This window comes from Enterococcus sp. 7E2_DIV0204, from assembly GCF_002140855.1.
Taxonomy (GTDB): domain Bacteria; phylum Bacillota; class Bacilli; order Lactobacillales; family Enterococcaceae; genus Enterococcus_L; species Enterococcus_L lemimoniae.
The window spans coordinates 799580-814528 of the sequence record NZ_NGKY01000001.1 but is presented as its reverse complement, the minus strand read 5'-3'; the positions used below and the strand labels follow the sequence as shown (position 1 = coordinate 814528).

The following is a 14949-nucleotide window of genomic DNA, read 5'->3' as shown; positions in this document are numbered from 1 at the left end:
AAAGTTCATATTTACTTTGTATTATATTGACATACCAAAAGACAACAACTTAAGCAAATCATTTTTCATTTTTAACTCCTCCCCGCTCGTTCTTCCTAGAAGAACGAGTTTTTTGATATGTAGGTCTTAAGTCAAAACGAATCGATTTAATGGTACAATGATAGAAAAAGAAAATGAGGGATGTTGGATGGCTTTTTTACAAGTAAGTATTTATTCAAATGTATTGGAAATGGAAATGTCAATGAACGTTATACTACCACAAAAAACAGAGAAAAAAGTCGGTACAGCAACGAATGGTAGACTAACCGATGTTCCAGTAATGTATCTGCTTCATGGAATGGGCGGCAATCACAGTGTATGGGAACGACGGACATCGATAGAACGCTATGTCGCTGATTTAGGATTAGCTGTGATCATGCCATCTACTGATCTTGGCTGGTATACAGATACACGCTATGATATGAAATACTGGACCTTTATCTCAGAAGAATTGCCAACTATTTGCCATGAACTTTTCCCGCAATTAACAACGAAAAGAGCTAAAACATTTGCAGTTGGTCTTTCAATGGGTGGTTATGGTGCGATAAAACTCGGTTTGGCTAAGCCAGAAAGTTTTGGCGCTGTGGCTTCTTTGTCAGGGGCGGTAAATCTTGCTGACAGAATGGAAGATCTTTTGGCTGTTAGAGGACAAAAATTCTGGGAAGGGATTTTTGGTCCTTTCGAGCAAGTTCAAGGATCAAGCAACGATCCAATGTTTTTACTTGATCAATTAGTTAAAAGCGGCAAAACACCGCCTAATATTTTTCTTTGTTGTGGTGAAGAGGATTTGCTTTTATATGGAAATAAAAAGATGGCATCGGCGTTGACTTCTAATACTATTGAACACACATTTGAAACGGGTCCAGGAAATCATGATTGGATTTTTTGGGATACGTGGATTCAACGAGTATTGGCATGGTTGCCGTTAGAAAAATAAAGAAAAAAAGCTTGGATGAAAAAAACTCCAAGCTTTTTGCGTATTTATTATTAGAGGAACGTATCTAACCCATTTAAAAATACGCGCAAGGTTTTCATAAAAAATTCCTTTTGCTTTTCTTTTTGTCGGTATTGAATACTTTCGCTGATGTTGTTCAACTCATGTTCTTGCACGTATTGTTTCATCAAAATAATTTGTTTTTTTAAATAGTCATCCCCAGCCATGACTTTATTGTATAATTTTTTTTCCTCTGATGAATCCATTAGCATGCCGAATAATAAATGTTGTAAAGAAGTAATCGTCATATAACTTAATTCTATGGAGAACCCAGCTTCATTTAAAATTCCAAGGATCGCATCAAGGTTTCTTAAGCGGGATGGATAAGAAGGGATCGTTTGGATTTCAATTTCTGTGGCACAAGGATAGTGTTGATACAGCTCATAATAGTTTTCCATATAAGCATAAATCGTTTCTTTCCAGTTTGCTTGCGTTTTTGGCGGTATAAAGTGATTCTCGATTTCTTCAGCCATACTTTGGAGCAAGGCCTGTTTATTTTCTATGTGCCAATAAATTGCTGGGGCTTGAATACCAAGTTTTTGCGCCACTTTCCGCATCGATAGTTTTTCCAATTCAGGTTTTTCTGACAGCAATTGGAATGCTGCTTGAACGATTTTTTCTTTTGATAATTTTGAGTCCAAATTTTCTCATCCTTTTATCTAAAATAGAAGCTAACTCCTTGAATTACACTGCTAAAAATGGTAAATTGTTATGCAGCCTTATTTTACAGTGTTAAGTTTGTGAAATCAATTAAGGTAATTGTGTCTTGCCTACATCACATAATAACATTAAATGATCGTTGAAAGTTGCACAATGAATCAGGTAGGGTTAGTTTTACAAAGAAAGTTGGGATTAAGTGAGTATTATTATGGAACATGTCAAAAAGTACAAGCTAGAAGTTTCCATAGCCTTGATTACTGTTGTTGTCATGGTCATGTCGGCTTTATGGCAGCCTAAACTATTACAAAAAGTGCTAGAAGCAATTATTAAAGATGATAAGAGTCAAATGAAAGAACTTGGATTGTATTTGATTGGGATCGCAGGCTTAGGCTTGATTGCCGGTGTCTTCAATACGATTTATTCTGCTAAAGTCGCACAAGGTGTGAGTGCAGATATTCGTGAAGCAACATTTCGCAAAATCCAAACATTTTCATTTGGAAATATTGAAGAATTTTCAGCAGGTAACTTAGTGGTTCGTCTGACCAATGATGTCACTCAAATTCAAAATGTGATCATGATCGCATTGCAGTCATTATTTAGAATCCCGATCCTATTTATCGGAAGTTTTATTTTAGCGATGATGACATTACCACAATTGTGGTGGGTGATCGTCTTGCTAGTTGTTGCGGTATTCATTATTACGGCTCTATCATTTTCGCAAATGGGCAAACATTTTATGATCATTCAAACATTGATCGATAAAGTCAATGGCTTAGCCAAAGAGAATCTTTTAGGGATTCGCGTGGTTAAATCTTTTGTCCAAGAAAAAAATGAATTAAATCGTTTCACTAAAGTCAGTGAAGAGTTGACGAAACATAATTTGATCGTAGGAACGCTCTTTTCTGTGATGATCCCATCATTTATGTTGGCAGCTAATCTAGCGGTTGTAGGATCGATTTTTCTTGTTAGTAACTTAGTTAAAGATGATCCGACTGTTATCGGCAGTGTTGCATCATTTATGAGCTATTTGATGCAAATCATGATGGCCATCATTATCGGTGGAATGATGATGATGATGACTTCTCGTGCAGCTGTTTCTATCAAACGAATCAAAGAGGTGATGGATACTGTTCCAGCACTGACTTACAAAGATGTACCCGAACAAGAGTTAAATGGCAGTGTTGTTTTTGACCATGTTAGTTTCCGCTATCCAGGAGATGAGACTGATACTTTGAAAGATATTTCATTTTCTATTAAACCTGGTGAGATGATTGGGATCGTAGGAGCTACAGGAGCTGGTAAATCCACGCTAGCACAACTGATTCCACGATTGTTCGATCCATCTGAAGGAAGTGTAAAAGTTGGTGGAGTTGATTTGAAGGATGTTAATGAACATAGCCTACGTAAAGCTGTGTCATTTGTTCTTCAAAAAGCGATTCTTTTCTCTGGTACAATTTCACAAAATCTACGCCAAGGGAAAAAAGATGCGAATGAAGCAGATATGAGCCGGGCAACTGAAATTGCTCAGGCTAAAGAATTTATCGAGAAATTATCCTTACAATATGAAGCGCCAGTAGCTGAAAGAAGTAACAACTTTTCTGGTGGACAAAAACAACGTCTATCCATTTCACGTGGTGTGATCGGTGATCCGAAAATTTTGATTCTTGATGACAGTACTAGTGCATTGGATGCTAGATCAGAGCGTTTAGTTAGAGAAGCGTTAGATAACGATCTAAAAGAAACAACGACGATCGTAATTGCACAAAAAATTTCTTCTGTTGTTCATGCTGACCGAATTTTGGTGTTAGACAAAGGGCAATTAGTGGGTGAGGGAACGCACGAGGAGTTAGCGAAAACAAACCCTATTTATCAAGAAATCTATGAAACACAAAAAGGAAAGGATGAAAATAATGACTGATTTAATAAGAGCAAGTAAATTCTTTTTTCATTATTTAAAACGTTATAAACTTTCCTTCTTGTTTATTTTTGTGACGATTGTTATTGCTACTTATTTACAAGTGAAAGCACCTCAATTTATTGGTGAAGCTATTCAAGAGTTAGCAAACTATGTCGGCGCTTTGATGCAAGGAACAGATGATAAAAGCAAATTTATTGAGATTATCTGGAAGTTGTTGATTTTTTATGTATTGACCAGTGCAGCAAGCTTTATTTATAGTATCTTGTTTACCCAAGTGGTTGGGAAATCAACAAATCGGATGCGAATTGGTCTATTTAATAAATTGGAAAAATTAACGATCCGTTTCTTTGATTCACATCAAGATGGTGAAATTTTGAGCCGATTTACAAGTGATTTGGATAATATCCAAAACAGTTTGAATCAAGCGTTACTCCAAGTATTGACGAATGCTGCATTATTTGTCGGAATCTTGATCATGATGTTCCGTCAAAATGTCCAGTTGGCTTGGGCAACGATCGCCTCAACTCCTGTAGCAATTTTGATTGCAGTCGTTGTGATCAGTAAAGCGCGGAAATATGTCGATATTCAGCAAGATGAAGTTGGTAAACTGAATGGCTATATGGATGAAAAAATTAGTGGTCAACGAGTGATTATTACCAATGGCCTGCAAGAAGAAACGATTGATGGTTTTTTAGAGCATAATGAAACAGTACGTAAAGCAACCTTTAAAGGGCAAGTTTATTCAGGGCTTTTATTTCCGATGATGCAAGGGATGTCGCTTGTTAACACAGCAATCGTGATTTTCTTTGGGGGTTGGTTAGCGTTGAATGGTGACTTAGAAAAGACTGTTGCATTAGGTTTAGTTGTAACTTTCGTTCAGTATTCACAACAATATTATCAACCGTTGATGCAGATTTCATCAGGCTACAGCATGATTCAATTAGCAATCACAGGTGCTCGCCGTTTGAATGAAATGTTCGATGAACCAGATGAAGTCAATCCAAAAGATGGCAAGCAAATTGATGGAATCAGCGAATCTGTTTCCTTGAATCATGTTGATTTTGGTTATGATCCAGAAGTGCCGATTTTAAAAGATGTTTCTATAAATGTTAAAAAAGGTGAGATGGTCGCTTTAGTTGGCCCAACAGGTTCAGGAAAAACGACGATCATGAACTTGCTTAATCGTTTTTATGATGTAAATAGTGGTTCAGTAACGTTTGATGGAACAGATATTCGAGAAATAGAATTAAGCAGTTTACGTTCGCATGTAGGTATCGTGTTGCAAGACTCTGTATTATTTTCTGGTACGATTCGTGCCAATATTGCATTTGGTAATCCAGAAGCGAGTGAGGATGCAATCATTGCTGCAGCCAAACAAGCGAATATCCATGAGTTTATCATGGAACTAGAAAATGGCTACGATACAGAAATCACTGAAGAAAATAATGTTTTTAGTACAGGTCAAAAGCAGTTGATCAGTATTGCTAGAACAATCATTACGAATCCTTCATTATTGATTTTAGATGAAGCGACAAGTAATGTAGATACAGTTACAGAAGCGAAGATCCAAAAAGCGATGGATGAAGCAATCAAAGGCCGAACTAGTTTTGTAATTGCCCACCGATTGAAGACGATTTTGAATGCCGATCGCATCGTTGTTCTAAGAAACGGTGAAGTGATTGAAGAAGGAAATCATCATGAACTATTGGAGCAAGATGGTTTTTATTCGGAGCTTTATCATAATCAGTTTGTATTTGAATAAACGACTAAAAAAACTTGAGCCTTGCGTAAAGCAAGACTCAAGTTTTTTATTTATATACTCTGTTTGTTATGGCATCTTATTTTTTCTCAATACAAAACAAAATCGGTGGGTTATTCTTCTGATTAATAAACTGATAAGTCAGTACACTGTATTCTTCTTGTGGTAGTTGTTGACAATAGTTTTGTACCATAGCCAATTCAGCTTCACCACCAGTATGTCCATAATAAACAACCAAAACGATCCGTCCTTTAGATTCTAATCTAGCAAGAAGGGCACCTAAAGCTTGTTTCGTTGTATCTGGTTTTGTGATGATTTGCTTATCACTTTTAGGCAGGTAACCTAGATTGAAAATAGCTGCTCGCAATGTTGTTTCTTTTGGGATAATCGTTGCGATTGTTTCATGACCTTGATGGACTAGACGTACTTGCTCTCTTACTCCTGATTCTACAAGTTTCTTCTCAGTATTTTGCAGAGCTTGTTCTTGGACATCAAAAGCGTAGACTGAACCATTCAAGCCGACAAGTTGTGCCAGAAAAGCTGTATCATTTCCATTGCCCATCGTAGCATCTACAACCGTATCACCAGCTTGAATCACTTCTTTTAACAGTGTATGACTATAACGCATAGCAGTCTGTAACATATCAGATAAGAACCTCCTTAGTGGTACGGACATTATAGATTCCTTGCATACTATTGCGTCGTTTCATTTCATCATCGATCGCATTTAATACTTCCCATTTTTTCAAGCTCCACATGGGACCAACCAAAGCATCAGTTGGAGCGTCACCGGTCAGTCGATGAATCACGATCTCTGGCGGAATCATCTCCAACTGATCACAAATAACATTGACGTAATTTTCTCGAGTCATCAATTGTAGTCGACCTTCATGGTAATCACGTAACATTCGTGTATTGGTCATTAAATGTAGTAGATGCAACTTAATTCCTTGAATATCCGAATCAAGAATCGTTCGGCGGACATTTTCACGCATCATTTCTAAACTTTCACCGGGTAATCCGTTGATTAGGTGTGTGCAGACCCGAATCTGATGTTTGCGTAATTTCGCAACACCATCTAGATAGGTTTGATAGTTATGAGCTCTATTGATTGTATTACTGGTATGCTCATAAGTCGTCTGTAGACCTAACTCCACCCATAAATAGTAGCGTTGATTTAGCTCAGCTAAATAGTCAACTACATCATCTGGTAAACAGTCTGGACGTGTACCGATAGAAATACCGACAACACCTTTTTCATTTAACACTTGCTCAAATCGATGCCGAATTACTTCGACAGGTGCATGGGTATTGGTGAAATTTTGGAAATAAACGATATATTGATCGACCTGAGGCCATTTTTTATGCATCATATGCACTTCTTTTTGAAATTGAATCGGTAAGGGATCTTGGGGTGCTACGATCATATCTCCTGATCCAGAAACACTACAAAAGGTACAACCGCCCTTAGCCACCGTGCCATCACGATTAGGGCAATCAAATCCACCATCTAAAGGCACCTTGAAAATCTTTCCGCCAAACTGTTGACGTAAAGCATAATTCCACGTGTGATAACGTTTATTGGGATCTTCAGTATAATCAAAATCAGACATGTTCATTCTTCTTTCTATTGTTGTTTGCTTTTAAAACGCCAGACAAAGCGTTTTTCTAAATAAATCGGATAGGTCATCAATAGCCAAGCTAAACCAAAACAGAAGCCACCTAAAACGTCACTCGGGAAATGAACTCCAGCATAAATGCGGCTGATACCAATCAGCAAAATACCAAAACCTAAGATAATTTGTAAAAATAAACAAAGATTTTTTTGTTTAATAAATTGCGGTAAAAGTAAAATAATCGTTCCGTATAATAACACACTTCCCGTAGAATGCCCGCTAGGAAAGCTGTAACTATGTTCTGTGACCAAATGATCCAAGGTTGGACGTGGACGCATAAATACTAACTTGATCAATGGATTCGCCACACCAGCAATCAAAGCTGTATTGATCAAAAGCCAAAACATTTCTGCATAGTATTTTCCTCTATAGAAGATGAAAGCAATCGCAAAAGTGAGAATTCCAACAGTCAAAGGATCCGCAAATTTTGTATACCAAATAAAAAACTGATTGGCAGAAGGATAGGGAGTCCGTACGAGAGTGGTGATGGTTTGGTCAAATCCTTTCAACCAGCCAGGATAAAAACGGACCACATAACCTAGGAACATAAAGACAACTAAAAAACAGCTGCCTGCAAATTGATAGTATAATTTATTTTTCATAAAAGATCCTTTCCAAATTAGCTAAAATCCATTATAACATCAAATAAATAAGAACACATCTGAGAATATCAAAAAAAAGAAGCCTATACAAAAACTTTAAAAGTTCCAGTATAGGCTCTAAAAGCGATAGAAAATTAATCATCTTCTCCATCTTCATAATCTGATGGTCCCTCAACCGAAATATCACCAGAATTTGTTTGTAATGTGAATGTCTTCGTTCCTTTTCCTCGTGTATAAGAAGTTCGTTCTTTACCAAAAATCGTACTATCACCTAGCTTAGTCTTAGTTTTGATCGTCACGTCATATAAAACTTCTTCTGTATGCAAATGAATACTCCCTTGTTGGGTTTCGACAAATAAGTCTTTAGGAATCTCTGTTCCATATAAAGAAAAATCGCCATTAATGCTTTTGACTTTCGCTTGACCTTTAAGATCAGTTACTTGGATTTCACCATTGGTTGATTCTATTGTAGAAATTCCTTTGGCAGTATTTATATAGATATCGCCAGACGTACTAGTAGCAGACCAAGTAGAAGCAGCAAAATCATTTACTTGAAGATCGCCATTTGTTGTTTTAAGTGTTGCTTTGTCTGCTCGAACCTCACTATAAATATTAAGGTCACCATTAGCCGTTTCGATTGCTAATTTTTCTGCATTGACATCACTCACATTAATATCTGGATTATTTAGAGTGATGTCTAATTCTTTTGTTTGAACCGTTGAAAGATTGATTGTTCCAGTTGCCTTACCATCAATGATTAAACGCTCCGTATCATTTGGAATCGTTAAGGTTACGGCTGAACCTCGATCGAAAAGATCAAATTTTAATCCGTCAAGTTCCAATTTTTTCTTGTCACTATTTGCTGAAATAGCTAATTGATTGTCTTTTTCTTTAACATCTAGTGAGCTTTCAAGTGAAACTGGGACAGAACTTCGAGTCTGCATCTTTACCTTATTTGTATTTTCAGTCAAAATATAAAATTCAGCATTCCCTGAAAGATTAAGATGAATTTCTTTTGTACTTTGTTTATTTTTTATTTCGTAATTTTGTGTTTTCATGTCCGTCATAGAATGTTCAGCGCGTCTGAAATAAACGGCACTGCCTATTCCGCCGATGATCATTGCTAAAACTCCAATGGTTAGAAAAAAAGCAGTTGTCTTCTTCATATTAAATCTCTCCTCTTAAAACGCAAATATTCCATTGTAGGTAACGTCTTAATACTTTCCCAAAGAATTTTGTAAGTGGTGTCAGAATTAATAAGCCAATAACCCCAGCGCCAGAAAGAAATATACTAAAGAACAACTGGAATAGTGTACCGTCATTAAAGCCGGCAAAAACGGAGATGCCGCCCAAAATTGGTGAAAACAAGAAAAGAACAGCAACTAACCAACCAGAGAATAAAACCATAATAGCAGCAAAAATCATCCAAAACATAAAAAGAAAATTAAATGCAAGGACGCCAGCAACCTGACAGAATCGGACAAATCCGTTATGTCGTGGTCGTTCATAAGAACGGTAAGTATCATCATAAGGATGTTCTAATGTTTCTTCATAATAATAATCATCGTTTACAATCGGCTGAATTTCTTGCCAACCATCTCTTTCCAGTTTCTTTTCAGGAACGCTAATATCAAATTCTTGTAAGATTTCTTCAGCGATTCCCCGTGGTTTTCCTAAGCTTTTGGCAATTTGTTCCTCTGTTTCCCCAGCAGCGGATCGTTCTTCAAAAATTGTTTCATATTTATTCAAAACAAACATTTGCTGTTGGCTAGTCAGAGGTTTTAAGTAGATTTTCAATTCGATCAAAAAGTGCTCTTTATTCATTCGTTTTCCCCCATCTCATTTTACAATCCTGTAACTTCTTCTCCACTATAATTTTTTTTAGAGGGAATAACAAGCCCTTAATCAAAAAATCAGCCTAAGGTAAAGAGCGTAATCAGTCTTGAGACCTAGTCGGAAAAAATAATAACGGAATCAAGGTAAAACAATAAGAAAAAACTGTGTTTTAATTGTATATTTGAAAAATAAAAAAATAAAAAATATTTCTATTTTTTTTGAAAAAAGGGTATACTATAAGTCAAAGAATACTTTTTTTAGAAAATTCGGAGGATATATTATGGAGAAGTACAAATTGTCAAGAAAAGAGCGGAGGAAAGCCGAACAGAATAAGCTTGCTTATGGTCAGTTAAAAAAAGGGACAACTGTGCTTAGTTCTGCAATCGTTGTTTCATCGATTGCTGCACCGATTGCCGCACCTAAAATAGCTGAAGCCGCAGAAGATCAAAATGCTAGTGCACAAGTAAGTTACTCAGATACACCTACACATACAGAAGGCGTTCAAACACAAACGACGACTGACACAAACGATTCGATGACACAAGAGACAGAAACGACAGCACCTGATTCTTCAAGTGAAGAGACGTCTGGGACACAAGAATCATCTGAATTAAATACATCAGAAACAACCCAAAGTACTGAGACTACTGAAACGACAGATGCATCAACTGACTCTTCAACAACTGAAACCGAAAAACCAGAAGTACCTGAAACACCAAATCTTGCAATGCGTTCAGCATTTGCTGCGCAATCTAGAAGTATTAGTCCGAGTACGTTTATCGCTGAGATTGCTGGACATGCGCGCTCTGTAGCAGCAGCAAATGATTTATACGCTTCTGTAATGATGGCCCAAGCTATTCTTGAAAGTGACTGGGGCAGAAGTACTCTATCGGCCGCGCCTAATCATAATTTATTTGGGATCAAAGGAAGTTATCAAGGACAATCTGTTACGATGAAGACATGGGAAGTACTGAATGGACAATGGGTTCAAGTCGATGCTGCGTTTAGAAAATATCCTTCGTATTCAGAATCATTTAGTGATAATGCTTACGTCTTGAGGAATACATCATTCCAAGCAGGAGTGTATTACTATTCTGGCGCTTGGAAAAGTAACACGAATTCATACAGAGATGCAACTGCGTGGTTAACAGGACGTTATGCAACAGATCCTAGCTATAATTCAAAACTAAATAATATTATTACAACGTATAATTTAACACAATATGATACTCCTTCATCAGGCGGCGGCAACACTGGTGGAAGTACAGGAGAAGGTAATACAGGCGGTAATGGCAATACAGGAGGCAACACAGGTGGTGAGACAAGCGGCCAAGATGTGACACATACAGTAAAAGCTGGTGATAGCCTTTGGGCATTGTCTGCTAAATACGGCACGTCGATCGCGAACATCAAGAGCTGGAATAAACTTTCTAGTGATGTCGTTTATGTAGGCCAAAAACTGATTGTGAAAAAGGGCTCTGGTAATACAGGAGGTAACAATAACGGTAATACAGGCGGTAACACAGGAGGCTCTGGCAACACAGGTGGTTCTGGTAATGTTGGAACAACAAACACGTACTACACAGTAAAATCAGGCGACTCATTATGGGCGATTGCTAATGCGAATGGTATTAGTCTTACTAATTTACGCCAATGGAACAATTTAAGCGGAGATATGATTTATCCTGGACAAAAACTAATCGTGAAAAAAGGTGCTGGTAACGCTAGTGGTGGTAGCACAGGCGGTAATACTGGCGGTTCTGGCAATACAGGTGGTTCCGGTAATACTGGAACAATAAATACGAATTACACAGTAAAATCAGGCGACTCATTATGGGCGATTGCTAATGCGAATGGTGTTAGTATTGCTAATTTACGCCAATGGAACAATCTAAGCGGAGATATGATTTATCCTGGCCAAAAATTGATTGTGAAAAAGGGTTCCGGCAGCACTGGTGGTAATACGAGTGGCAGCAATAGCGGCTCAACAGGTAACACAGGTGGTTCAAATAATGCTGGATCAACAACTGGTTCGTACACAGTAAAATCAGGTGATTCTCTTTGGGCAATTGCTAATGCGAATGGTGTAAGTGTTGCTAATCTACGTCAATGGAATAATTTAAGCGGAGATATGATTTATCCTGGTCAAAAATTAATCGTGAAAAAAGGAACTGGCGGTTCTGCTGGGTCATCGAATACTGGTAATCAAGGCGGCGGACAAACAACAGGTTCGCATTCTGTAAAAAGTGGCGACACTTTATGGGGACTTGCTCAAAAATATGGAACTAGCGTTCAAAGAATCAAACAACTGAACGGTTTATCCGGCGATATCATTTATATTGGTCAAACGTTAAAAGTAAAATAAAAGATTGAACTTGACTTGAATATTTGGTAGTATGATAGCATATAGAATATAGCTAAACGGTGAAAAGGAATAGTAGAAAGAACCATGTTTTAGAGAGCGTATGGTTGGTGAAAATACGTACAGAAGCTTTCGAACTCGCCTTTGAGTTATTTTACTGAACAAGTATAAAGAATCCACTTTATTAAGTAAAATCGGCGGCGGTCGTTACAACGCTGAGGCTTGTATGTATACAAGTGAATTTAGGTGGTACCACGTTGTCAATTATACGTCCTATAGGAGTTTTTCCTGTAGGGCGTTTTTGTTGCAAATCACAGCGATTGCTTGCTGAGCTGATGATGCGCAATACTTGGCGACCACAGGGAGCGAAGTAACCATACTAGTGAATCACCAAAAGTCTAGATCTAAAAAAGTTAAGAGATGGTAAGTAAATCACCATTAAGGTCTTAAATGATCAAAGCTAGGCTACGCCAGAGTAGATGATGCATAATACAAGGCGTACAATGGCAGTAAAGTTAAATCGCCACTAAAACATACGAATAAAAAAGCTACTTAAACAGGAGGAGAAAAACGTGAGTTACAATCACAAGCAAATCGAGAAAAAATGGCAAAAATATTGGGCAAAGCACAATAGCTTTACAACCCATGACGATCCTAGCAAGGAAAAATTCTATGCTCTAGATATGTTTCCTTATCCATCTGGACAAGGTCTTCATGTTGGACATCCAGAAGGATATACTGCAACAGATATTTTATCTCGAATGAAGAGAAGTCAAGGATACAGTGTTTTACATCCAATGGGGTGGGATGCCTTTGGTTTACCAGCAGAACAATATGCACTTGATACTGGAAATGATCCAGCAGAATTTACGAAAAAAAATATTGAAACGTTTAAACGTCAGATCAATTCATTAGGATTCAGCTATGATTGGAACCGTGAAATTAATACGACAGATCCAGAATATTACAAATGGACACAGTGGATCTTTACAAAATTATATGAACATGGCTTAGCTTATGAAGCAGAAGTTGCCGTTAACTGGGTACCAGAACTTGGAACAGTAATTTCAAATGAAGAAGTTATTGATGGGAAAAGTGAACGCGGTGGCTATGATGTTGTCAGAAAACCGATGCGCCAATGGATGCTTAAAATCACAGCTTATGCAGATCGTTTACTGGATGACTTAGAGTTAGTGGACTGGCCTGAGAGCATTAAAGATATGCAACGAAATTGGATTGGCCGCTCAGAAGGTGCAAATGTTGATTTCAAAATCAAAGGCAGTGAGGACACTATCACAGTTTTCACTACCCGAGCAGATACTTTATTTGGTGCTAGTTACTTAGTTGTAGCGCCTGAATTGAAGATAGTGGATGATATTACGACCCCAGAGCAAAAGGCCGCAGTTACAGCTTATCAAGAAGAAGTAAGCAAAAAATCTGATTTAGACCGTACAGACTTATCTAAAACAAAAACGGGAGCCTTTACAGGAGCGTATGCAATCAATCCAGTGAATGGAAAAGAAATTCCAATTTGGATCGCAGATTATGTTTTAGGAAGTTATGGAACAGGAGCGGTGATGGCAGTACCTGCTCACGATGAAAGAGATCACGAATTTGCTACTAAATTTGAGATTGAAATGATTCAAGTCATTGAAGGTGGCGATATTACAAAAGCTGCTTATACTGGTGATGGTTTGCATATCAATTCTGATTTCTTAGATGGTTTAGGGAAAGATGCTGCAAATGAAAAAATGTACCAATGGTTAGAAGAAAAAGGATGCGGCAAAAAAGAAGTTACTTATCGTTTACGTGACTGGTTGTTTTCTCGCCAACGTTATTGGGGGGAACCAATCCCTGTGATTCATTGGGAAGATGGTACTACGACAACTGTTCCAGAAAATGAATTACCACTAAGATTACCAAAAACAGATGATATTAAACCAAGTGGAACAGGAGAATCACCACTTGCAAATATCACTGAATGGATCAATGTAGTTGATCCTGAGACAGGTAAAAAAGGCAAACGCGAAACCAACACAATGCCGCAATGGGCAGGAAGCTCGTGGTATCATTTACGTTATATCGATCCTCATAACAAAAATGAACTTGCTAACTATGAAAAACTAGAGCGTTGGTTGCCTGTCGATATTTATATTGGTGGAGCGGAACATGCAGTTCTTCACTTGTTGTATGCACGTTTCTGGCATAAATTCTTATATGATATCGGCGTTGTACCAACGAAAGAGCCATATCAAAAATTATATAACCAAGGAATGATCTTAGGCCAAAGCTTCCGTAATAGCCGTGGTGTATTAGTACCAACCAATATGGTTGAAAAACGAGACGGAGTTTGGGTCAATAGTGAAACTGGTGAAGAGCTTGAAGAAGCACCAGCCAAAATGAGTAAGTCATTGAAAAATGTTGTGAATCCAGATGATGTTGTTGAAAAATACGGAGCGGACACGCTTAGAATGTATGAAATGTTCATGGGACCGCTAGATGCTTCAATTGCTTGGAGTGAAAATGGACTTGAGGGTAGCCGTAAATTCCTAGATCGTGTGTGGCGCCTGATCGTAGATGAAAATAATAAAATGCGTGATCGAATTACAACGATAAATGATGGACGTTTAACTAAGGTTTATAATCAAACAGTTAAAAAAGTAACAGAAGATATGGAAAACCTACATTTCAATACAGCGATTTCTCAATTGATGGTCTTTGTTAATGAAGCAAACAAAGTAGATGTTTTACCATATGAATACATTGAAGGTTTTGTTCAATTACTAGCACCGATCGCACCGCATATCGGTGAAGAACTATGGGCGATCCTAGGAAATAAAGAAAGTTTAACCAATGCTCCTTGGCCGATATATGATGAAGCAGCCTTGATCGAAGATGAGGTTGAAGTTGTGTTCCAGGTCAACGGAAAAGTTCGTGCAAAATTGAATATTGCTCGAGGATTAAGCAGAGACGAATTAGAAGAAAAAGCTTTAGCAGCTGAAGAAATCCAATCATTTATCAATGGAAAAACAGTACGCAAAGTGATTGTTGTTCCAGATAAATTGGTAAATATCGTAGCAAATTAAAGAGGAAAGAAACAGAG

The 14949-nt window shown here is 37.6% G+C and carries 11 protein-coding genes and 1 other annotated feature; of the genes, 5 read left to right on the top strand and 6 right to left on the bottom strand.

The window, feature by feature from the left end; translation table 11 throughout:
• Window positions 1-187 precede the first annotated feature (187 nt).
• Window positions 188-976 carry an alpha/beta hydrolase family protein gene (locus A5819_RS03830; RefSeq protein WP_086281753.1) on the top strand — a complete coding sequence of 263 codons (789 nt, stop codon included), beginning with the start codon at window positions 188-190 and terminating at the stop codon, window positions 974-976.
• 50 nt (window positions 977-1026) lie between these two features.
• Here A5819_RS03830 and A5819_RS03825 read toward each other — a convergent pair whose 3' ends face one another.
• Window positions 1027-1674, bottom strand: coding sequence for a TetR/AcrR family transcriptional regulator C-terminal domain-containing protein (locus A5819_RS03825; protein WP_086281754.1), 648 nt, complete (start codon window positions 1672-1674; stop codon window positions 1027-1029).
• Between the two features lie 215 nt (window positions 1675-1889).
• Between A5819_RS03825 and A5819_RS03820 the strand changes: the two genes are divergently transcribed.
• Entirely contained in the window at window positions 1890-3611 is a 1722-nt protein-coding gene (locus A5819_RS03820) for an ABC transporter ATP-binding protein (protein WP_086281755.1), read from the top strand.
• Window positions 3604-5373, top strand: a complete 1770-nt coding sequence (locus A5819_RS03815) for an ABC transporter ATP-binding protein (RefSeq protein WP_086281756.1) — start codon at window positions 3604-3606, stop codon at window positions 5371-5373. Before A5819_RS03820 ends, A5819_RS03815 begins: the two co-directional genes overlap by 8 nt.
• 76 nt (window positions 5374-5449) lie before the next feature.
• On the opposite strand, the gene A5819_RS03810 is transcribed toward A5819_RS03815, so the two are convergent.
• The 5 genes from A5819_RS03810 to A5819_RS03790 form a co-directional block, all read right to left on the bottom strand.
• Window positions 5450-6013, bottom strand: a complete 564-nt coding sequence (locus A5819_RS03810) for a class I SAM-dependent methyltransferase (RefSeq protein ID WP_086281757.1) — start codon at window positions 6011-6013, stop codon at window positions 5450-5452.
• A gap of 1 nt (window position 6014) precedes the next feature.
• On the bottom strand, window positions 6015-6983 hold the full coding sequence (locus tag A5819_RS03805) for a TIGR01212 family radical SAM protein (RefSeq protein WP_086281758.1): 969 nt from the start codon (window positions 6981-6983) through the stop codon (window positions 6015-6017).
• A 14-nt stretch (window positions 6984-6997) separates the two neighbouring features.
• Window positions 6998-7648 (bottom strand): phosphatase PAP2 family protein, encoded by a 651-nt coding sequence (locus A5819_RS03800; protein WP_086281759.1) that lies wholly within the window; start codon window positions 7646-7648, stop codon window positions 6998-7000.
• Window positions 7649-7782: 134 nt separating this feature from the next.
• Complete coding sequence (locus tag A5819_RS03795) at window positions 7783-8814, bottom strand: DUF4097 family beta strand repeat-containing protein (RefSeq protein ID WP_086281760.1); 1032 nt, start codon at window positions 8812-8814, stop codon at window positions 7783-7785.
• 1 nt (window position 8815) lies between these two features.
• Window positions 8816-9472: a DUF1700 domain-containing protein gene (locus tag A5819_RS03790; RefSeq protein ID WP_086281761.1), complete on the bottom strand. Its 657-nt coding sequence runs from the start codon at window positions 9470-9472 to the stop codon at window positions 8816-8818.
• A 292-nt stretch (window positions 9473-9764) separates the two neighbouring features.
• Here A5819_RS03790 and A5819_RS03785 point away from each other — a divergent pair, with 292 nt between their 5' ends.
• Together A5819_RS03785 and leuS are read left to right on the top strand one after the other, a co-directional pair.
• Window positions 9765-11849: a LysM peptidoglycan-binding domain-containing protein gene (locus A5819_RS03785; protein ID WP_086281762.1), complete on the top strand. Its 2085-nt coding sequence runs from the start codon at window positions 9765-9767 to the stop codon at window positions 11847-11849.
• Between the two features lie 50 nt (window positions 11850-11899).
• Window positions 11900-12125: a binding site (T-box leader), on the top strand.
• Between the two features lie 293 nt (window positions 12126-12418).
• The gene (gene leuS, locus A5819_RS03780) at window positions 12419-14932 is read left to right on the top strand and encodes a leucine--tRNA ligase (protein ID WP_086281763.1); all 2514 of its coding nucleotides are present in this window, start codon (window positions 12419-12421) and stop codon (window positions 14930-14932) included.
• Window positions 14933-14949: the final 17 nt, after the last annotated feature.

Bases quoted from the DNA above. Each gene is read 5' to 3' on its own strand.
- A5819_RS03830 (WP_086281753.1), top strand. From the start codon at position 188: ATGGCTTTTTTACAAGTAAGTATTTATTCAAATGTATTGGAAATGGAA.
- A5819_RS03815 (WP_086281756.1), top strand. From the start codon at position 3,604: ATGACTGATTTAATAAGAGCAAGTAAATTCTTTTTTCATTATTTAAAA.
- A5819_RS03810 (WP_086281757.1), bottom strand. From the start codon at position 6,013: ATGTTACAGACTGCTATGCGTTATAGTCATACACTGTTAAAAGAAGTG.
- A5819_RS03805 (WP_086281758.1), bottom strand. From the start codon at position 6,983: ATGTCTGATTTTGATTATACTGAAGATCCCAATAAACGTTATCACACG.
- A5819_RS03800 (WP_086281759.1), bottom strand. From the start codon at position 7,648: ATGAAAAATAAATTATACTATCAATTTGCAGGCAGCTGTTTTTTAGTT.
- A5819_RS03795 (WP_086281760.1), bottom strand. From the start codon at position 8,814: ATGAAGAAGACAACTGCTTTTTTTCTAACCATTGGAGTTTTAGCAATG.
- A5819_RS03790 (WP_086281761.1), bottom strand. From the start codon at position 9,472: ATGAATAAAGAGCACTTTTTGATCGAATTGAAAATCTACTTAAAACCT.
- A5819_RS03785 (WP_086281762.1), top strand. From the start codon at position 9,765: ATGGAGAAGTACAAATTGTCAAGAAAAGAGCGGAGGAAAGCCGAACAG.